This window comes from Cohnella yongneupensis, assembly GCF_042655785.1.
GTDB lineage: Bacteria > Bacillota > Bacilli > Paenibacillales > Paenibacillaceae > Cohnella > Cohnella yongneupensis.
This window is the reverse complement of the sequence record NZ_JBHSNC010000045.1, coordinates 24,638-40,535: the sequence shown is the minus strand read 5'-3', so window position 1 is coordinate 40,535 and position 15,898 is coordinate 24,638. Positions and strand designations below refer to the sequence as shown.

Below are 15,898 nucleotides of genomic sequence, written 5' to 3'. Positions count from 1 at the left end.
AAAGATGGCATCGGCAGCATTGAAACCGTCGCGAACCAATTCCATATCGCCGCTAGCGAACGTCATCGTTCACGGATTTTTCTGGCTCTACTCGCTCGCGTGCGTATTGCCCGTTCTGCTCGTCATAGTCGTATCGCTATCGAACGAAGACTCCGTGCTTCTTCACGGCTATCAGTTCTTCCCGGAGAAATTCAGCGGGTTCGCTTACGAATTCCTGTTCAGGGACAATTGGCTATCGATCGTTAAAGCATACGGTTACTCTACTTTCATTACCGTGGCGGGAACATTGGTCGGCGTGATCATGATGGCGCTGTTCGCCTATCCGATCTCGCGCAAAGATTTCCCGGCGCGCAAAGCGTTCACGTTCTACGTCTTCTTCACGATGCTCTTCAGCGGAGGACTTGTTCCATTCTACTTAACTTACGTACAGTACTTGGACTTGAAAGACTCGCTGCTCGCGCTTATTATTCCGCTTCTTATATCGCCGTTTTTCGTGCTCCTGATGAAGACGTTCTTCACTTCTTCGATTCCTTCGGAGGTGCTCGAATCCGCGACCATCGACGGAGCGGGAGAGTTCCGGATTTTCTGGGGCATCGTGCTTCCTCTGTCGCTTCCCGTGCTGGCTACCGTCGCGTTGTTCACGACGTTAACCTATTGGAACGACTGGTTCCTGAGCATGATCTTCATCACGACCGAGGATAAGATCAGCTTGCAGTACTTGATGTACAAGACGATGCTGAACATTCAGTATTTGACCTCCAACCCGAACGCGACCCAAAGCATCAGCGCGTCCGGCGGCTTGCTCAACTTGCCGAGCGAGACGGTCCGCATGGCGATGTGCGTCGTCGGCATCGGTCCGATGATGCTCGCGTATCCGTTCTTCCAGCGCTTCTTCGTCAAAGGGTTAACCGTTGGCGCCGTGAAAGGCTAATCCCGGAATTTCCGGTTAGCATATACAAATAGTCATCATCTTAGGGGGGCATTCATCCATGAGTCTCATGAGAAAAAAATCTACGGCAATTGCAGCAACTATGGTGCTTGCGAGTTCGTTAACGTTGGCCGCTTGCGGCGACAAAAATTCGGGTAACGACAGCAACGGCGCGGCAAGCCCCGCAGGTTCCAGCCCGGCTGCTAGCCAAAGCGCATCCGGAGCGGCTTCCTTGAAGCCGTATAATCTGACGATGTACTTCCCAGGCTCCGCGCAGCCTGACCAGAAGAAAGTCGAAGCGAAGATGAACGAGTATCTGAAAGACAAGATCAACGCTACGATCGAACTCAAGCCAATCGATTGGGGCGCATGGGGCGACAAGATGAACCTCATGATCGCTTCCGGCGAAGAAGCGGACATCATCTTCACCGCGGCATGGAACGGCTATTCCACGAACGTGGCAAAAGGCGCATTCCTTCCGTTGGACGAGCTGTTGCAGTCGAACGGCCAAGACATTTTGAAGACGCTTGATCCGTTGTTCCTCGAAGGCTCCAAAATTAACGGCAAAAACTACGGCGTTCCGACGAACAAAGAGCTGGCGGCGACTAAAGGCTTGGCGCTTCGTAAAGACATCGTAGAGAAATACAACATCGATCTGTCCCAAGTGAAGACGATTGCCGATATGGAGCCGATCTTCAAGCTGATCAAAGAAAAAGAACCGAAAATGATTCCATACTACATGTTCGGACCTGAGAACGGCGTCAACATGATTAACCAGTGGGACTACATGGGCGACTCCTCGGTTCCGGGAATCGTGATCAAGGACCAAACGAGCACGCAAGTCGTGAACGAGCTCGATTTGCCTGAAACGAAAGAACGCATCAACATGATTCGCGACTGGTACTTGAAGGGCTACATCAACCAAGATGCGGCTACGACGAAAGTATTCCCGGGCGATCAAATGAAAGCCGGCAACGTATTCGCTAAGGCTGAAAGCTTGAAGCCGGGCAAAGACGCGGAGCTTACGGCATCCACGGGTCTTCCATGGATCCAAATCGAGCTTGCCGGACCGACGATCAGCACGGGCGACACGACGGGCTCCATGCTTGCGATCTCCCGCACGTCCGGCGATCCGGAGCGCGCGATGATGTTCATCAACTTGCTCCACACGGACAAATACTTGAACAACTTGCTTAACTTCGGTATCGAAGGCGAGCACTACGACAAGAAGTCCGACGAAGTAATCGACACGACTAAAGGCGCTAAGACGTACAACCTTGGTTCCTCTTGGATGTTCGGAAACCAATTCCTGAACTACCTGCAACCGAACGAAGATCCGCAGAAGTGGGACAAGTTCAAAGCGTTCAACGCTAGCGGCAAAGCTTCCCCTGCGATCGGCTTCACGTTCGACAGCGAACCGGTCAAGAGCGAAATCGCCGCAGTCGTCAACGTGAACAGCCAATATCAAACGGCGCTGTACACCGGTTCCGTAGATCCGGAAGAAGCGATGGCTAAATACACCGCTAAGCTGAAAGACGCCGGCGTAGACAAGATCATCGCCGAGAAACAAAAACAATTGGACGCTTACCTGGCTTCCAAGAAGTAATTCGATCGTATGAGTTAAGAGCCCGAGGGATTGCCTCCTCGGGCTTTCATTCTATTCATCATGAGGAGAACGGCCTATATGCAAAGCGTTCAATTAGAAATTCCGAAGTCGATGCAAAATAAGATCAGCGAAGTTCAAGAACTTCTTGCTAGCCGTCCGAAGCTAGCCGAATTGTTCGCGAATTGTTACCCGAATACGTATCTTACGACGCTGAAGCCGCAACCCGACGGAACGACTTTCGTCATAACCGGCGACATTCCGGCCATGTGGCTGCGCGATTCCGCGGCTCAAGTGCATCCGTACTTGAGTCTCGCGTCGCACGACCAAGAAATACTGGAGATGCTGACGGGCGTGATCCGGCGCCAAGTCCGGTTCATCCTTCACGATCCGTACGCCAACGCATACAACGAAACGGCTAACGGCGCGGGCCACCAATCGGACCTGACCGATATGACTCCGTTCATCTGGGAGCGTAAGTACGAAGTCGACTCCCTCTGTTATCCGATCTGGTTGGCTTACTGGTTATGGAAAGAAACCGGCAGCGCGAACCATCTTGACGCGGAGTTTTGGCAAGCGGCCGAAGCGATCATCGCGCTGTGGACGACCGAGCAATACCATGCGGAGCGTTCCCCATACAAGTTCGATCGTCTGAATCCGTGGGCTCCTTACGATACGCTTTCCCACGAAGGCCATGGCGCTCCGGTCGCTTACACGGGAATGACCTGGTCGGGCTTCCGTCCGAGCGACGATGCTTGCACGTACGGCTACCTCATTCCGTCGAACATGTTCGCGGCCGTCGTTCTTGATTATGTCGCCGAGATGGCAGCGGTACTGTTGCCGGCAGCGGTAACGTTGATCGCCGATGCCAAGAGACTGGGCGGAGAAATCCGCGACGGCATCGACAAGTACGGTAAAGTCGAGCATCCGGAGTTCGGTACGATCTACGCTTACGAGACGGACGGGATGAACAACTACGTGCTCATGGACGATCCGAATATCCCGAGCCTGCTGTCCGCGCCGTATTTGGGTTATTGCGAAGCAGACGATCCGGTCTATCTCAATACGCGCAGCTTCATCCTCAGCAAGAGCAATCCTTATTACTATTCCGGCAAAGTCGCCAAGGGAATCGGAAGTCCGCATACCCCGGATGGCTACGTTTGGCACTTGGCGTTATCGATGCAGGGATTGACCGCGTTGGACGAAGCGGAGACGGAAAGCATTATCGCCACGATGGAACGGACGGACGCGGACACGGGCTTCATGCACGAAGGTTTCCATTGCGATGACCCTGCGCAATTCAGCCGTCCTTGGTTCGCTTGGTCTAATTCGCTGTTCAGCGAGCTGGTGATGAAGTTTATCGGGAAGAAGTGAGCAGTTCCCCAAGAACCGCAGGCTTAGGCGACGAAATACGAAGAACCCGGCAGAAGAGTGTCGGGTTCTTCCCCGTTCGGGGAGAGTCATTTTGAGTCGCCATAAACTTTTGCTCCATTGGAAGTAGCTATTATGGACGGGATGTGGTATGATGTGTATATAGAAGCCGTGACCTAATTCACATAACGTAGAGGGTTATTCTTTTAGGACAATAACCTTGTACGCTATGTGAATTTTTTATTTCTAATAAAATAAGAAGGTCATGTAAATATTATTAAGGTGGTAATCACTATGGAATCAGGAACAGTGAAATGGTTTAACGCAGACAAAGGCTTCGGCTTCATCGAAGTTGAAGGCGGCAACGACGTATTCGTACACTTCAGCGCGATCGTCGGCGACGGCTACAAATCTTTGGACGAAGGCCAACGCGTCGAGTTCAACATCGTACAAGGCAACCGCGGCCCACAAGCCGAGAACGTTGTAAAACTGTAAGCTACAACTGCAAGCCCCGAACGAAATTATCGTTTGGGGCGTTTTTTATCGCTACACCCATTCCAAGGAAAGAAAGAGGGATGCACTGTGTATTATTCTCGAAAAAGACCGTTGGAGGATCTTCCCCAAGAGTTGACTGCCGTTTGGTCTTGTTCAGATGAGAACTGCAACGGATGGATGAGGGCGAATTTCGTGCTCGCAAACTCTCCCGTATGCTCCCAATGCCATTCCGAGATGGTCAAAGGCGAAAAAATGCTGGCAGCGGTATTGAACACCAGTCCTTTGCAGGATAAAGTGTGAATAGTGAGCTGTAAAAATGCATAACGGACGTCCATGAAATAGAGGGAGCTTGGCCTTTGGGGCTGGGCTCATTTTTTTTTTTTTTTTTTGACGAATATAGGTGACTGCTCTGCGGCTGAACCCCGTAAAGCAGTCACCTATTTTATCGTGCAATGGATTTATAGATACGCTCGTATGTGTCGGCTTCTTGTTCAAGTGTTGGAAATTGCACGGCTCTCATATTGGCTTTGAAATCGTTAAGCAGTTGCGGGTTATCAAGCAATTGGCCGATTCGTTCGGCGAGGTGAGCGGCTTCCCCAATGCGGAAGGTAAAGCCGTTGAAGCCGTCCGCTACTTTCTCCGCCATCCCGCCTACGTTGGATACGAGAGCAGGAACCTGACTGATCAGCGCTTCATGGAGCGTTAACGGATAATTTTCGTACCAGATCGACGGAACGACGGCAACATCGACATCCTGGTAGATGCGCGGAAGATCATTTTCCGAATATACGCCGCAAAACTCAACGCGACCGTCTAAGCCGGCAGCAGCTTGTTCCAACTGTTGCATATACTCCGTCTGGCCGGAACCGTAGATTTTCAGTCTTAGTCGCTCGGTCGGTATCATAGACATCGCTTCCAGAATCAGATGGACGCCTTTGTGGGGGGCTAACGTTCCACCGTAGAACAGCGTCAGGGTGTCGCCGGGTTGATAGATCCGTTCGTTCACGCGAATGTTATCCGCCTTCATACCGTGATTAAGCACTTCTACGGGCAGGTTTGGCAAGTTGCCTCTGATTAGATTAGCTAAAAAGACGGACGGAGAGAGAACTCGGCTGGCCGATCGCAATAGCGGGATGTGCGATTGGAGTCGTTGCTGAACATTCGGAATCTGGCAGTAATTTAGGCAGTTGCCGCCATCGCCTGGTCCCCCGCAGAGGGATTTATCGTTTCGAAGCATAATGCCTTTCGGGCAGATGAACCAAAAGTCCGTCAAAGTGACCACGTATTTGATCCGAAGCTGTTTGCAAGCTTGCATAAAGGCCATTGTTCTCATCGGATGTCCGACATGGACGAGGTCGGGTTTTTCCGCGCGCAATACTTTTCGTGCGAACAAGCTTAATCCCCTGTCGCCGACATCGAACTTCAGGGCAGGATCGAACTGTTTGTGACGATAGGCGACGACAGGTACTCCCTCGTGGATGTATTCCCGATAGATAACTTCGCCGACCGCATGCGGGTAATTTTCCGGAGGAAGCTGGCTATAAGTGACGACTTTCACGCGGTGTCCCTTGCGGATCATGGACCTGGCCATGTTCAGAATGAATTTCTCGGTTCCGGCGTACGATTCCGGGTAGAAGGCATGAGTAAGGAACAATAGCTTAAGCTGCGTGCGTCGCCGGCGGGTAGACTTCCTTCTAGTGTTCCTGCGCAGCCACCTTTTACTTGTTAACCGTCTTGGCTTGCCTCTTCCGATGCGCCCCTTCTTCCGGCTTCGCCTAAATTTAGGCTTCGTTGTAGACCTCCTCCTCGGCTTGAGCGCCACGGTAGGACCTCCATTCCTTCGATTCATCTATTCATGAAGTACTATATGAGATCTTCACGCTAAATTCGTGGGTGGGCTTGCAACGGAAGGGTAGAAAGTACACTTATTCACCTTTTTCACAATAGACCGACCGGTTGGCGTCGTGATACCGTAACCTCGAATAGCAGATGGAGGTCGAGCGGAATGGCGCATGCGGGAAGAAGCAAAGAGCGATTCGACGAGGACTGGTACTTTTATAAGGGCGATATTCCGATTCCTTATGCGGTCAAGGGCGGAATGACCGGGGGCATTACGGATTGCGGACAACGCGAAGAGGGCGAATGGTTGGAGATCGCCTATGTGGATAAAGAAGCGAAGCACGTTCAAGAAGGCTGGAGGAGCGTTCGATTACCTCACGATTGGGGCGTCGAAGGGCAGTATGTGAATGATGCAAGCTTAGGCTCGCGGGCGGGAAGTCACGGTTATCTGCCGACGGGGATCGGATTCTATCGCAAGCGGTTCAAGGTTGCGGCGGAGCAGCTCGGTCGTAGATTGACGTTACAATTCGACGGCGTCACGGGGCGAAGCACCGTATGGGTGAACGGTCATCTGATCGGCGAACGCTTCGGCGGCGCTACGAGTTTTGTGTACGACATAACGGATGTGCTCCGCTATGGCGAAGAGGGAGATAATATCGTCCTCGTTAAGGTAGACGCGACCGACCACGAAGGCTGGTGGTACGAAGGATGCGGCATTTACCGGCATGTGTGGTTGCTCTCGACGGAATCGCTGCATTTTGCACAGTGGGGCACCTATATCACGACTCCCGATGTATCCGAAGAGCTTGCAACCGTGCGCGTGGAAACGCGAGTAGTTAACAATGCGGCGAAGTCGCGGAGCTTCGAGCTAAGAACCGTCATAACGGAAAAAGGCAGCGGACGCATCGTTACTGAACAAGTCGTGCATACGGATACGGTCGGCGGGCTTGAAGAATTGGATATCGTGCAGAGTGTGCGAGTAGACGCCCCTAAGCTCTGGTCGCCGGAAACTCCTAACCTCTACTTGGTTATCTCTGAGCTCTATGAGGAAGGAAAGCTGATCGACCGCTATGAGACTGCTTTTGGCATTCGGACGATCGCATTCGACGTCGAGCGCGGTTTTATTTTGAACGGAAATCCATACCTCATTAAGGGAACCTGCAACCATCAGGACTTTGCCGGCGTCGGCGTTGCGATGCCAGATTCGTTGATCGCGTACAAGCTGAAGCTGTTGAAAGAGATGGGATGTAACGCGTACCGCAGCGCCCACCAACCGCCGGCTCCCGAATTGCTGGATCTGTGCGATCGGCTCGGCATGCTCGTGATGGACGAGAACCGCAAGCTGGATAGCAGCCCGCGAGGGATTCAAGAGCTCAAGAGCATGATCCTGCGCGATCGCAATCATCCTTCGATTATTATGTGGAGCTTGGAAAACGAAGAAGTGCTGGAAGGCACGGTAATGGGTGCGCGAATCATCAAGACGATGGCGGAAGTGGCGCGCAAGCTGGATCCGACAAGGCCGACGTTGGCCTCGATGAATCACGGCTGGGATACCGGGGGCTATGTCGACGCCCTCGATATCGTCGGATATAACTACGGACATCGAGGATCGGACATCGACGGACGGCGCAAAAGCCCGAATCGTCTCATCGTAGGAAGCGAGTCCGCCAGCTACACGACGACGCGGGGAGTGTACGAGGAAGACCCGGTCAGAGGACTCTGCTCCGCCTACGGGACGAACATTCCATCCTGGGGCTGCAGTCCGGCGAAGTCGTGGGAGGACGTGATTCGGCATCCTTTTCTGACCGGGATATTCATATGGACGGGCTTCGATTATCGAGGCGAGCCGACGCCATACGAATGGCCCTGCATCAACTCGCATTTCGGCATGATGGACACGTGCGGGTTTCCGAAGGACATCTATTATTTCATAAAAGCGATCTGGACCGACGAGCCGTTAGTCCACCTGCTACCGCATTGGAACTGGCCGGGGCGCGAGGGTGAACCGACTCGGGTTATGGTTTACTCCAATTGCGAGACGGTCGAGTTGTTCCTCAATGGCCGTTCGCTCGGAGAGCAGCCGGTCGTGCCGATGAACAGTCTGGAGTGGAACGTCGCGTACGAACCGGGCGAGCTAAAGGCGGTCGGCAAACAAGGCGGCGTCATCGCGGCGGAGGGCATTCGGGTAACGACCGGCAAGCCGCATGCGATTAGACTGGAGCCCGACCGGGCGATTATTGTCGCCGATGGCTCGGATGTAGCCGCAGTACGTGTCAGTATCCTCGATGATCGGGGGAATGTCGTGCCTTACGCGGATTCCGAGGTTACTTTTCAGGTGGAGGGTGCAGGTTCTTTGTTAGGCGTCGGCAACGGTAACCCGAGCAGCCACGAATCGGATAAGGCGAGCAGCCGTAGGGCATTCAACGGTCATGCGCTAGCATTGCTTCAAGCGGGTAAAGAGACAGGGCCTTTAACACTGAAAGCAACCTCCCAAGGGTTAATGCCGGCAACGATTCGCATTGAAGCGGGTAAGGAGGGGTGAGCGATGTCTACAACGGGGTTTGGGTTAGATGAATCCGGGATAACGCTTGCGGTATGCGTAACGAAATACGATAAGGCGGACCCGGTCGAGCGCATCGAGCTTCCCTTGAATAAGTTAGTGGAGCAGAATGTCGTAGTGCTCGATGCCGGTTGGTCGGTGACAGTGGCGAGCGAGGGAGACGCGAATCGTCCGGAGGGAATGTCGCTTATTGCTGACTTCCGGTCGGACGGCGTCTCTCTGCAATCCGCCGTGGCGCTTTCGTTTAACTGGAGCGACTGGTCGGAGCATAACTACGTGCTTGTGCCAGGGGCGGTGTATGCAGGGAATCGGTTCGGCGTGCGGGAGCTGCCTTATGCGCCGTGCTGGACCAAGCTAGCTGATCAAGGGCCGGATGTGCCTACGCTCATCACCGATGTTCCTCGTCTGTCCGTCGAACCGGCGACGCCTTCGGCGATTCACTTATTGACCGGAGATGCGGCTACGCCAGCCATTGGAGTCATGGATGTGAAGTCGGGGTTCGGATGGCTGTACGTTACGGAGCAGGCAACGGTGCTCGGAGATACTTCGATGCATATAGAAGAAAGCGTGGATCGAAGCTCGGCGCGATTTTCTTTACAGGCACCGGGCATTCGGCCGCATACGAAATACGAGATGGCGACGACGAAGGTGCCGAGCCCGGACAGAGGGCATGACTTCAAGCCGGGAGACGGAGTGCGGTTGACCTGCCGCGTCTACCGATTCCCTTGCCGAGACGTTCAGGCGTTATTTGAACGGTTCGCCGAGGTGCGTAGTCAGGGGCGGTTCTCCGATGAGCTGTCGCCGAGTCTGCCGTTCTCCGCGGCGTGGGACATTCAGGAGCGTAAGTACAACGCGATGAACTGGAACGAGCAACTCGGCTATTATGCCGTTGGCACGGTCGATATGAAGCACCAGGATTGGCAGATCGGATGGGTAGGGGGAGGCATGTCGAGTCTGACATTGCTTCTCGAAGGCAGCGAATTGTCGGTGAATCGCGCTCTCGATACGCTTCGATTCCTATTCAGCAGCCAGACGGAGTCGGGCTTTTTCCATGGCGTATGCTACAACGGACAATGGTATGGCGACGAATTCAATGGCGATCCGGATCGTCCGCATCCCGAGCAATGGCATATTTTGCGCAAAAGCGCGGACGCGCTATATTTCATTATGAAGCATTTGGTAGCGCTGGAGCGGGTAAGCCCCGAGTTTGCGATACCCGTGGAGTGGCTCGAAGGGACGCGGCGACTAGCGGATGCGTTCGTTAGGCTGTGGCGCGAGTACGGCCAATTCGGCCAGTGGGTTCATTCGGGAACGGGACATATTCTGATCGGAGGCTCGGCGGCAGCGGGGATTGCGCCGGCCGGTCTTGCCTTGTGCGGCGGCTATTTCGGCGAGGATGATTACTCGCGTATAGCTGAACAATCCGCGCGGCACTACTACGAGCAATTCACCGCGAAGGGCGTCACGACGGGCGGCCCCGGCGAAATCCTGCAATGTCCGGACAGCGAGTCGGCGTTCGGGCTGCTCGAATCGTATCTCGTACTCTATGAGACGAGCGGCGATCGGGAGTGGATCGTGCGGGCGGAGGAAGCCGCGTGGCAGTGTATGACTTGGTGCGTATCCTACGATTTCATTTTCCCGGCAGGGTCGACCTTCGATAGGTTGGGCATTCGTACTACGGGTTCTGTCATCGCCAACGTTCAGAATAAGCATAGCGCGCCGGGCATCTGCACGTTATCCGGCGATTCGTTACTCAAGCTATATCGGGCGACGGGGAAGCAGCAGTACTTGGAGCTGCTGCGTGATATCGCGGGCAACCTGCCGCAATACTTGTCGCGAGAGGATCGTCCGGTCAGAGGCTGGGACGGTCACGATATGCCGCCGGGTTATATGAGCGAGAGGGTCAATATGAGCGATTGGGAAGGCCAGGCGTGCGTCGGCGAAGTCATTCCGTTATCGTGCTGGTGCGAGGTGTCGCTGATGCTTACTTATGCGGAGCTTCCCGGCATCTACGTAAATACGACGAGCGGAATCGTAACGGCGATCGACAATGTCGCGTGTAGTTTGGAGACTTCTAAGGATGGCGGCTCGGTGCTCGTGGTCAGCAATCCCACGGCTTTTCCGGCGAAGGTGAAGGTGCTTGCGGAGGATGAGACCGAGACTGGGCAGCCGCTCGGCGTTTGTGCTTCACCGCTGTGGAAGCGTATAGAGGTACCCCCGGGAGAGACGGTTCGGGTGGCGTTGTAAGCACACCCCTGAAGGAACGCGATATGCGTTTTTTCGGGGGTTTTCTTTTTGTGGGTTAACCTATTAGTCAATGTTGATCTGTTGTGCATGTAAACAAAAGGGGGGACTTGGTATATTCGGGTTGGGTGATGAACAATGGGCTTCGATTATCAAGCGATTGGCAGCCGAATCCGGAAAGCGCGCGAAGGCAAGGGCATCACGCAAGAATTGTTGGCAGAATCGTTGGACGTATCCAACGCCTACATAAGCAAGATCGAACGCGGACGATCAGCCGCTAACCTAGAAAACCTGGGGAAGATTTGCACCGTTCTGGAGATGTCAACCGAATATTTATTAAGCGGTACGAGCACTACCGAGGACGACTATTTACGTCATGAGATCATCGAGATGTTGGAAGGCTGTCCGCCTCATAAAATCCGATTGATCGCGCAGGTGATCAAGCCTATCATCGAGTATAAGGAATAACTACAGGGGGGATCGGATTTGAGTTTGGCGTTGCACCTGGCGCACATGCTCATCCAGAATTCGCTTCATGCGCGCTCGCTTACGCATTTGTCCGTAAAAATCCAAGGAAGCAGCTTGTATATTTATTCCCTCGACAAGCAGCAAGACGAGAGTTGCAGGGCGGCACTAACGATGTTTGCAGGAAATCTGTTCATGCTTAGCGTTGCGAACCCTAAGGGGCAATGGCAGCCGGTTCCGTATTTCGGACAACCTTCCGAGTTGTTATCCGTATTGACTAATAAGTTTGCCTTCGCGTTATCGCGTTGGTCGAAGTAGAAAGCAAATGAGACCGCGTCCCGAACAGGGGGTGCGGTCTATTTATGTCTATAAAAATTTCTATTTATTGTTAAATATTTATCATATAATCTTTGTAAACGCACTCAGAGGAGATGGTATTGTCGTGCATGTCTTTAAGGACAAGGTTTGCATCGTAACGGGAAGCGCATCGGGAATCGGTCTCGAGATCGTTAAGCAATTATCCGAATACGGAGCGACGGTCATTATTGCGGACGTGAACATGGAAGAAGCGATTAAAGTCGCCAAGGAAATTAACGATCGCGGCGGTAAAGCGGAAGCTGCATACGTCGATGTAACCGACAGCGGATCGGTCGAAGCGCTTGTAAACGGCGCGGCGGACCGCTACGGGAGATTGGACTATATGTTCAACAACGCGGGTATTACGGTTATAGGCGATTTTCGCGATTTGCCGCTTGCCGAAATCAAGAAGGTGCTCGACATTAACTTGAACGGCGTGCTGCATGGATCACATTATGCCTATCAAGTCATGGCTCGGCAAGGCTTCGGACATATCGTCAATACGGCTTCCGGCTACGGCCTGACGCCGGGTCCGACGCATTCCCCTTACGTGACTTCAAAATTCGGAGTCGTAGGCTTATCCGAATGTTTGCGTTACGAGGGCGCCGATTTAGGCATTAAAGTCAGCACCGTATGCCCGGGATATATTCGTACTTCGCTTGTCGAGAACGTGCGTACATACAATGCTGACCCGAAGGAGATCGTCTCGGGCATTCCCGTCAAATTGGTCGAGCCCGACAATGCCGTTCGGATTATTTTACGGGAAGTTTCCCGCAATCGCGCGATTATTAAGTTTCCGTCTTACGTCGGGGTACTGACGTTCTTGTATCGGTTCATGCCGAGCTTGTTCAAGCGTCACGCGCTTAAAGAAATTCGTCGGTTCAGATCCATTCGCAATGCTGGCGCCGGCAAGAAGCTGAGCGAAGAAGCGCAAGTCTAACGGCTCTCTCCTGCGCGGCCGGATTCGCAATCAAGGCCACATCCAAGCGGATGTGGCTTTTATTATGATAAAATGGAGGAAAATCGTCGATTTTTCGGATTATATCGGGGGAAAATCAGCCGTGAACGTAAAGCAATGGATGTCGATTATGCTGATTCTCGCGGCAGCGCTCATGCTGCTCATAGCTTGGCTTTCCTACCGTAAACGCCATCTGGCCGTCGCTAGGACGATGATCCTGGTCATGTTAAGCGGAACGTTCTATGCGGTCGGTTATGCATTAGAGGTGCTGAGTCGTAATTTATTCGAGATGAAGCTGTCGCTACAAGTCGAATACTTAGGAATCCCTTTCGTCACGACGCTGTGGTTGTTTCTCGTCATTCAATTCACCGGCTCCGCGGCGCGAACAAGGCGGCTGCTCGCATACGCGCTGTTCGTCGTTCCTTTCGCGATCTTTTTCCTTCATCTGACCAACGAATGGCATCATCTCGTCTATGAAAGCTACGTACCTAACGAGACGTCTTCCTTGCCGCTATACACGACCGTCAAAGGTCCGGCGTATGCGGTCCATTCCGCCTACAATTATTTCGTGCTGATCTGCGGGCTATGGCTATTCGTTCCGATGTACCGCAAAGCATTGCCGGCCATGCGTAAGCAAATCGTCGTATTGGTGCTTGGCATCGTAATGCCGGTGCTTTTTAATTTAATCTTTTGGTCTGGTTGGCAAGTCGACATGACCCCCTTCGGTTTCGTCGTGACGGGCTTCGTCTACGTATGGGGCATTTACAGATTCAATCTATTGCGCTTGACGCCGCTGGCGCAGGCCAAAGTATTCGATACGATTCGCGATGGCGTCATCCTTCTCGACTATGAAGACCGGATCGTCGGGTATAATCCGGCGGCGGAAGCCCAGTTCCCCGAATTGTCGCATGCGCAGCGCCAACCTGTGCCGATAGGTGACGCGCTAGCGGCGTATCCGGAGCTGGTTGAGCGTGTACGCGTGACCGGCGGTAAAGACGATAAGTTTCCGTTTCAGCGGTTGGGTGGGATGCAACGCAAGCATTATTCTTGCACGCTCTCGGGCATTATCGATACGGACGGAAACGCGATCGGCAAGCTGTTGACGTTCAACGACATCACGGAGCTGAAAGAAACCGAGGAGCAATTGCGCGAGAACGCTCGGCAGCTTTCCGAATTGAACGCGTTCAAGGACAAGCTGTTCACGGTCGTCGCCCATGATATCCGCGATCCGATCGCGCTAATGGTTAGCCTGACCGAACTGTTAAGCGAAGAGCAGGTGGCCGCCGACACGGAGTACTCGGCGCTGCTGCAAGAAGTTCGTGATCAAGCGCGTAGCACGTTCAGTCTCGTCGATAATTTGCTCAATTGGTATCGCGGGCAGAGCGGGCATATCGTATTCCGTCCGCTCGATTGGAACGCGAAGCAGGTCGTCCGCCAGGCGCTGGCCCTTGCGGGAGCGAGGGCGGAGATGAAGCGGATCCACCTGGAGGAACACGTCGATGCCGCCTTAGCCGTCAGTGCGGACAAGGAGATGTTCGACTTGATCTTGAGAAATTTGCTGTCGAACGCGATCAAGTACACCGGCGTCGGCGGGGAGGTCGAAGTGCGGGCATCAAGAGAGGGCGACCGGGCCGTACTATGCATCAGCGACAACGGACCGGGCATCGACGCCGAGACAACGGAGCTGCTGCGGCAAGAGGAGCCGTTCCTGAAGTTGGCCAGCGGCAAGGACGAAGCGAGCAAGACGCGGTTCGGGCTCGTTCTGACGCGCGAATTCGTCCGCATCCACGGCGGGAGGCTATGGTTCGAGAGCGGGCCGGTAGGCGGAACGCGGTTTTATTTCACGTTGCCGATCTCGCGCGACGGCAAGAACGCGAACGGAGGGGATGAGAGATGAAAGTAATCGTAGTGGACGACGAGCCGGCCATGCATTTGATCATGCGAAAAATGCTGACGAAGCTGCCCGGCGTCGAGCTTGTGGGTACGTTTGCGGATACGCGGGCGGCAGACGGGTTTCTAAGCGAAAATCCCGACGTCCAGCTTGCGTTCGTTGACGTCTCCATGCCCGAGGAAGGCGGTCTGAAATTCGCCGCGCGCAAAGAATCGACGGATGAGCCGTTGCAAATCGTGCTCGTCACGTCGCATAAGGAATTCGCGGTGGACGCCTACGATTTGTCCGTGCTCGATTATCTCCTTAAGCCGGTGTCGCAAGAACGGCTGGAACGGGCGGTGAACCGTGCTTTGGCAGGCCGTAGGTCGTTGCAGGCGCGAGCGTCCGATCGGGATGCGGACAAGCCTGCCGTTACCGCGCTCGGGGACATCGTCGTTCGGAACGGCTCGGTACGCGTGAAATGGATGTCGCGCAAGAGCGGAGAATTGTTCGCGTACTTGCTGCTGAATCGCGGCCATCGCATTCCTCGTTCGCGGCTTGTAGCGGAAATATTCGCGGGGATGTCTTCGGGGAGCGCCGAGACGTATTTGAACACGGCGGTCTACCAGTTACGCAAGTCGTTAGAGCCGCTCGGGCTGAGAGAGGCCGTACGTTCGGAGAATGACGGGTATGCGCTGGAGCTTGCAGACGCTTCCGTCGATTACGTTTCGTTCGAGAACTGCGTGAACAAGTATCAGGAGATCGGAGAGAGCGACTTGGATGCGGCGCTTCAGACGGAACGCTTATTCACCGGCGATCTGTTCGGAGACAAAGCGTACGTGTGGGCGATCCACGAGACGGGAAGGTTGGCCGGACTTTATTCGTCTTTCGTCAAAAGACTGGTCGAGGCGCTATTGGCGAATGCCGACGTCGCGGGCGCCGAGTCGCTGCTGGCTAAGCTGTACGCCCGCGATCCGTTGGACGAGGACGTCGTCCGCTTGTCTATGCGGACGCATGCAACTGCCCGGGACAAGAAGACATTGACCGCCAAATACACCGACTATGTTAGGCTGCTTGGACGCGAGCTGGGCATCAAGCCTTCACAGGAGCTGGTTCTGTTCTACGACGAACTACTCACGGGATTATCCGACAAAAAATAAATATTTTCAACACCGGCTCAAATCCGCGAACCCTTGTGTTATGCGGAT

Annotated in this window: 13 protein-coding genes; 12 read left to right on the top strand and 1 reads right to left on the bottom strand. The window is 53.9% G+C overall.

Annotated features, from left to right (window positions below; translation table 11 throughout):
- Positions 1-4: 4 nt before the first annotated feature.
- The 5 genes from ACFPQ4_RS14680 (at position 5) to ACFPQ4_RS14660 (ending at position 4,697) form a co-directional block, all read left to right on the top strand.
- The gene (locus tag ACFPQ4_RS14680; protein ID WP_378112624.1) at positions 5-931 is read left to right on the top strand and encodes a carbohydrate ABC transporter permease; all 927 of its coding nucleotides are present in this window, start codon (positions 5-7) and stop codon (positions 929-931) included.
- A 58-nt stretch (positions 932-989) separates the two neighbouring features.
- Positions 990-2,534 (top strand): ABC transporter substrate-binding protein, encoded by a 1,545-nt coding sequence (locus tag ACFPQ4_RS14675; RefSeq protein WP_378112623.1) that lies wholly within the window; start codon positions 990-992, stop codon positions 2,532-2,534.
- Between the two features lie 78 nt (positions 2,535-2,612).
- Positions 2,613-3,905: a glycoside hydrolase family 125 protein gene (locus tag ACFPQ4_RS14670; protein ID WP_378112622.1), complete on the top strand. Its 1,293-nt coding sequence runs from the start codon at positions 2,613-2,615 to the stop codon at positions 3,903-3,905.
- A gap of 291 nt (positions 3,906-4,196) precedes the next feature.
- Complete coding sequence (locus ACFPQ4_RS14665; RefSeq protein WP_169282690.1) at positions 4,197-4,397, top strand: cold-shock protein; 201 nt, start codon at positions 4,197-4,199, stop codon at positions 4,395-4,397.
- 87 nt (positions 4,398-4,484) lie between these two features.
- Positions 4,485-4,697: a cold-shock protein gene (locus tag ACFPQ4_RS14660; protein ID WP_378112621.1), complete on the top strand. Its 213-nt coding sequence runs from the start codon at positions 4,485-4,487 to the stop codon at positions 4,695-4,697.
- 142 nt (positions 4,698-4,839) lie between these two features.
- Here the strand turns inward: ACFPQ4_RS14660 and ACFPQ4_RS14655 are convergent, their stop codons facing one another.
- The gene (locus ACFPQ4_RS14655; RefSeq protein WP_378112620.1) at positions 4,840-6,219 is read right to left on the bottom strand and encodes a glycosyltransferase family 4 protein; all 1,380 of its coding nucleotides are present in this window, start codon (positions 6,217-6,219) and stop codon (positions 4,840-4,842) included.
- 183 nt (positions 6,220-6,402) lie between these two features.
- Between ACFPQ4_RS14655 and galA the strand changes: the two genes are divergently transcribed.
- The 7 genes from galA (at position 6,403) to ACFPQ4_RS14620 (ending at position 15,850) form a co-directional block, all read left to right on the top strand.
- Positions 6,403-8,778, top strand: coding sequence for a beta-galactosidase GalA (gene galA, locus ACFPQ4_RS14650; RefSeq protein WP_378112619.1), 2,376 nt, complete (start codon positions 6,403-6,405; stop codon positions 8,776-8,778).
- A 3-nt stretch (positions 8,779-8,781) separates the two neighbouring features.
- Positions 8,782-11,043 carry a hypothetical protein gene (locus tag ACFPQ4_RS14645; protein ID WP_378112618.1) on the top strand — a complete coding sequence of 754 codons (2,262 nt, stop codon included), beginning with the start codon at positions 8,782-8,784 and terminating at the stop codon, positions 11,041-11,043.
- Between the two features lie 135 nt (positions 11,044-11,178).
- Positions 11,179-11,508 carry a helix-turn-helix domain-containing protein gene (locus ACFPQ4_RS14640; protein ID WP_378112617.1) on the top strand — a complete coding sequence of 110 codons (330 nt, stop codon included), beginning with the start codon at positions 11,179-11,181 and terminating at the stop codon, positions 11,506-11,508.
- Positions 11,509-11,526: 18 nt separating this feature from the next.
- Positions 11,527-11,823, top strand: a complete 297-nt coding sequence (locus ACFPQ4_RS14635; RefSeq protein WP_378112616.1) for a hypothetical protein — start codon at positions 11,527-11,529, stop codon at positions 11,821-11,823.
- Between the two features lie 124 nt (positions 11,824-11,947).
- The gene (locus ACFPQ4_RS14630; RefSeq protein ID WP_378112615.1) at positions 11,948-12,802 is read left to right on the top strand and encodes an SDR family NAD(P)-dependent oxidoreductase; all 855 of its coding nucleotides are present in this window, start codon (positions 11,948-11,950) and stop codon (positions 12,800-12,802) included.
- 121 nt (positions 12,803-12,923) lie between these two features.
- Positions 12,924-14,717 (top strand): sensor histidine kinase, encoded by a 1,794-nt coding sequence (locus ACFPQ4_RS14625; protein WP_378112614.1) that lies wholly within the window; start codon positions 12,924-12,926, stop codon positions 14,715-14,717.
- Positions 14,714-15,850, top strand: a complete 1,137-nt coding sequence (locus ACFPQ4_RS14620; RefSeq protein WP_378112613.1) for a response regulator — start codon at positions 14,714-14,716, stop codon at positions 15,848-15,850. The genes ACFPQ4_RS14625 and ACFPQ4_RS14620 overlap by 4 nt, the downstream gene beginning before the upstream one ends.
- Positions 15,851-15,898: the final 48 nt, after the last annotated feature.

Coding starts and splice junctions, on each gene's coding strand:
- ACFPQ4_RS14640 (WP_378112617.1), top strand. CDS start 11,179: ATGGGCTTCGATTATCAAGCGATTGGCAGCCGAATCCGGAAAGCGCGC.
- ACFPQ4_RS14665 (WP_169282690.1), top strand. CDS start 4,197: ATGGAATCAGGAACAGTGAAATGGTTTAACGCAGACAAAGGCTTCGGC.
- ACFPQ4_RS14675 (WP_378112623.1), top strand. CDS start 990: ATGAGTCTCATGAGAAAAAAATCTACGGCAATTGCAGCAACTATGGTG.
- ACFPQ4_RS14670 (WP_378112622.1), top strand. CDS start 2,613: ATGCAAAGCGTTCAATTAGAAATTCCGAAGTCGATGCAAAATAAGATC.
- galA (WP_378112619.1), top strand. CDS start 6,403: ATGGCGCATGCGGGAAGAAGCAAAGAGCGATTCGACGAGGACTGGTAC.
- ACFPQ4_RS14645 (WP_378112618.1), top strand. CDS start 8,782: ATGTCTACAACGGGGTTTGGGTTAGATGAATCCGGGATAACGCTTGCG.
- ACFPQ4_RS14620 (WP_378112613.1), top strand. CDS start 14,714: ATGAAAGTAATCGTAGTGGACGACGAGCCGGCCATGCATTTGATCATG.
- ACFPQ4_RS14680 (WP_378112624.1), top strand. CDS start 5: ATGGCATCGGCAGCATTGAAACCGTCGCGAACCAATTCCATATCGCCG.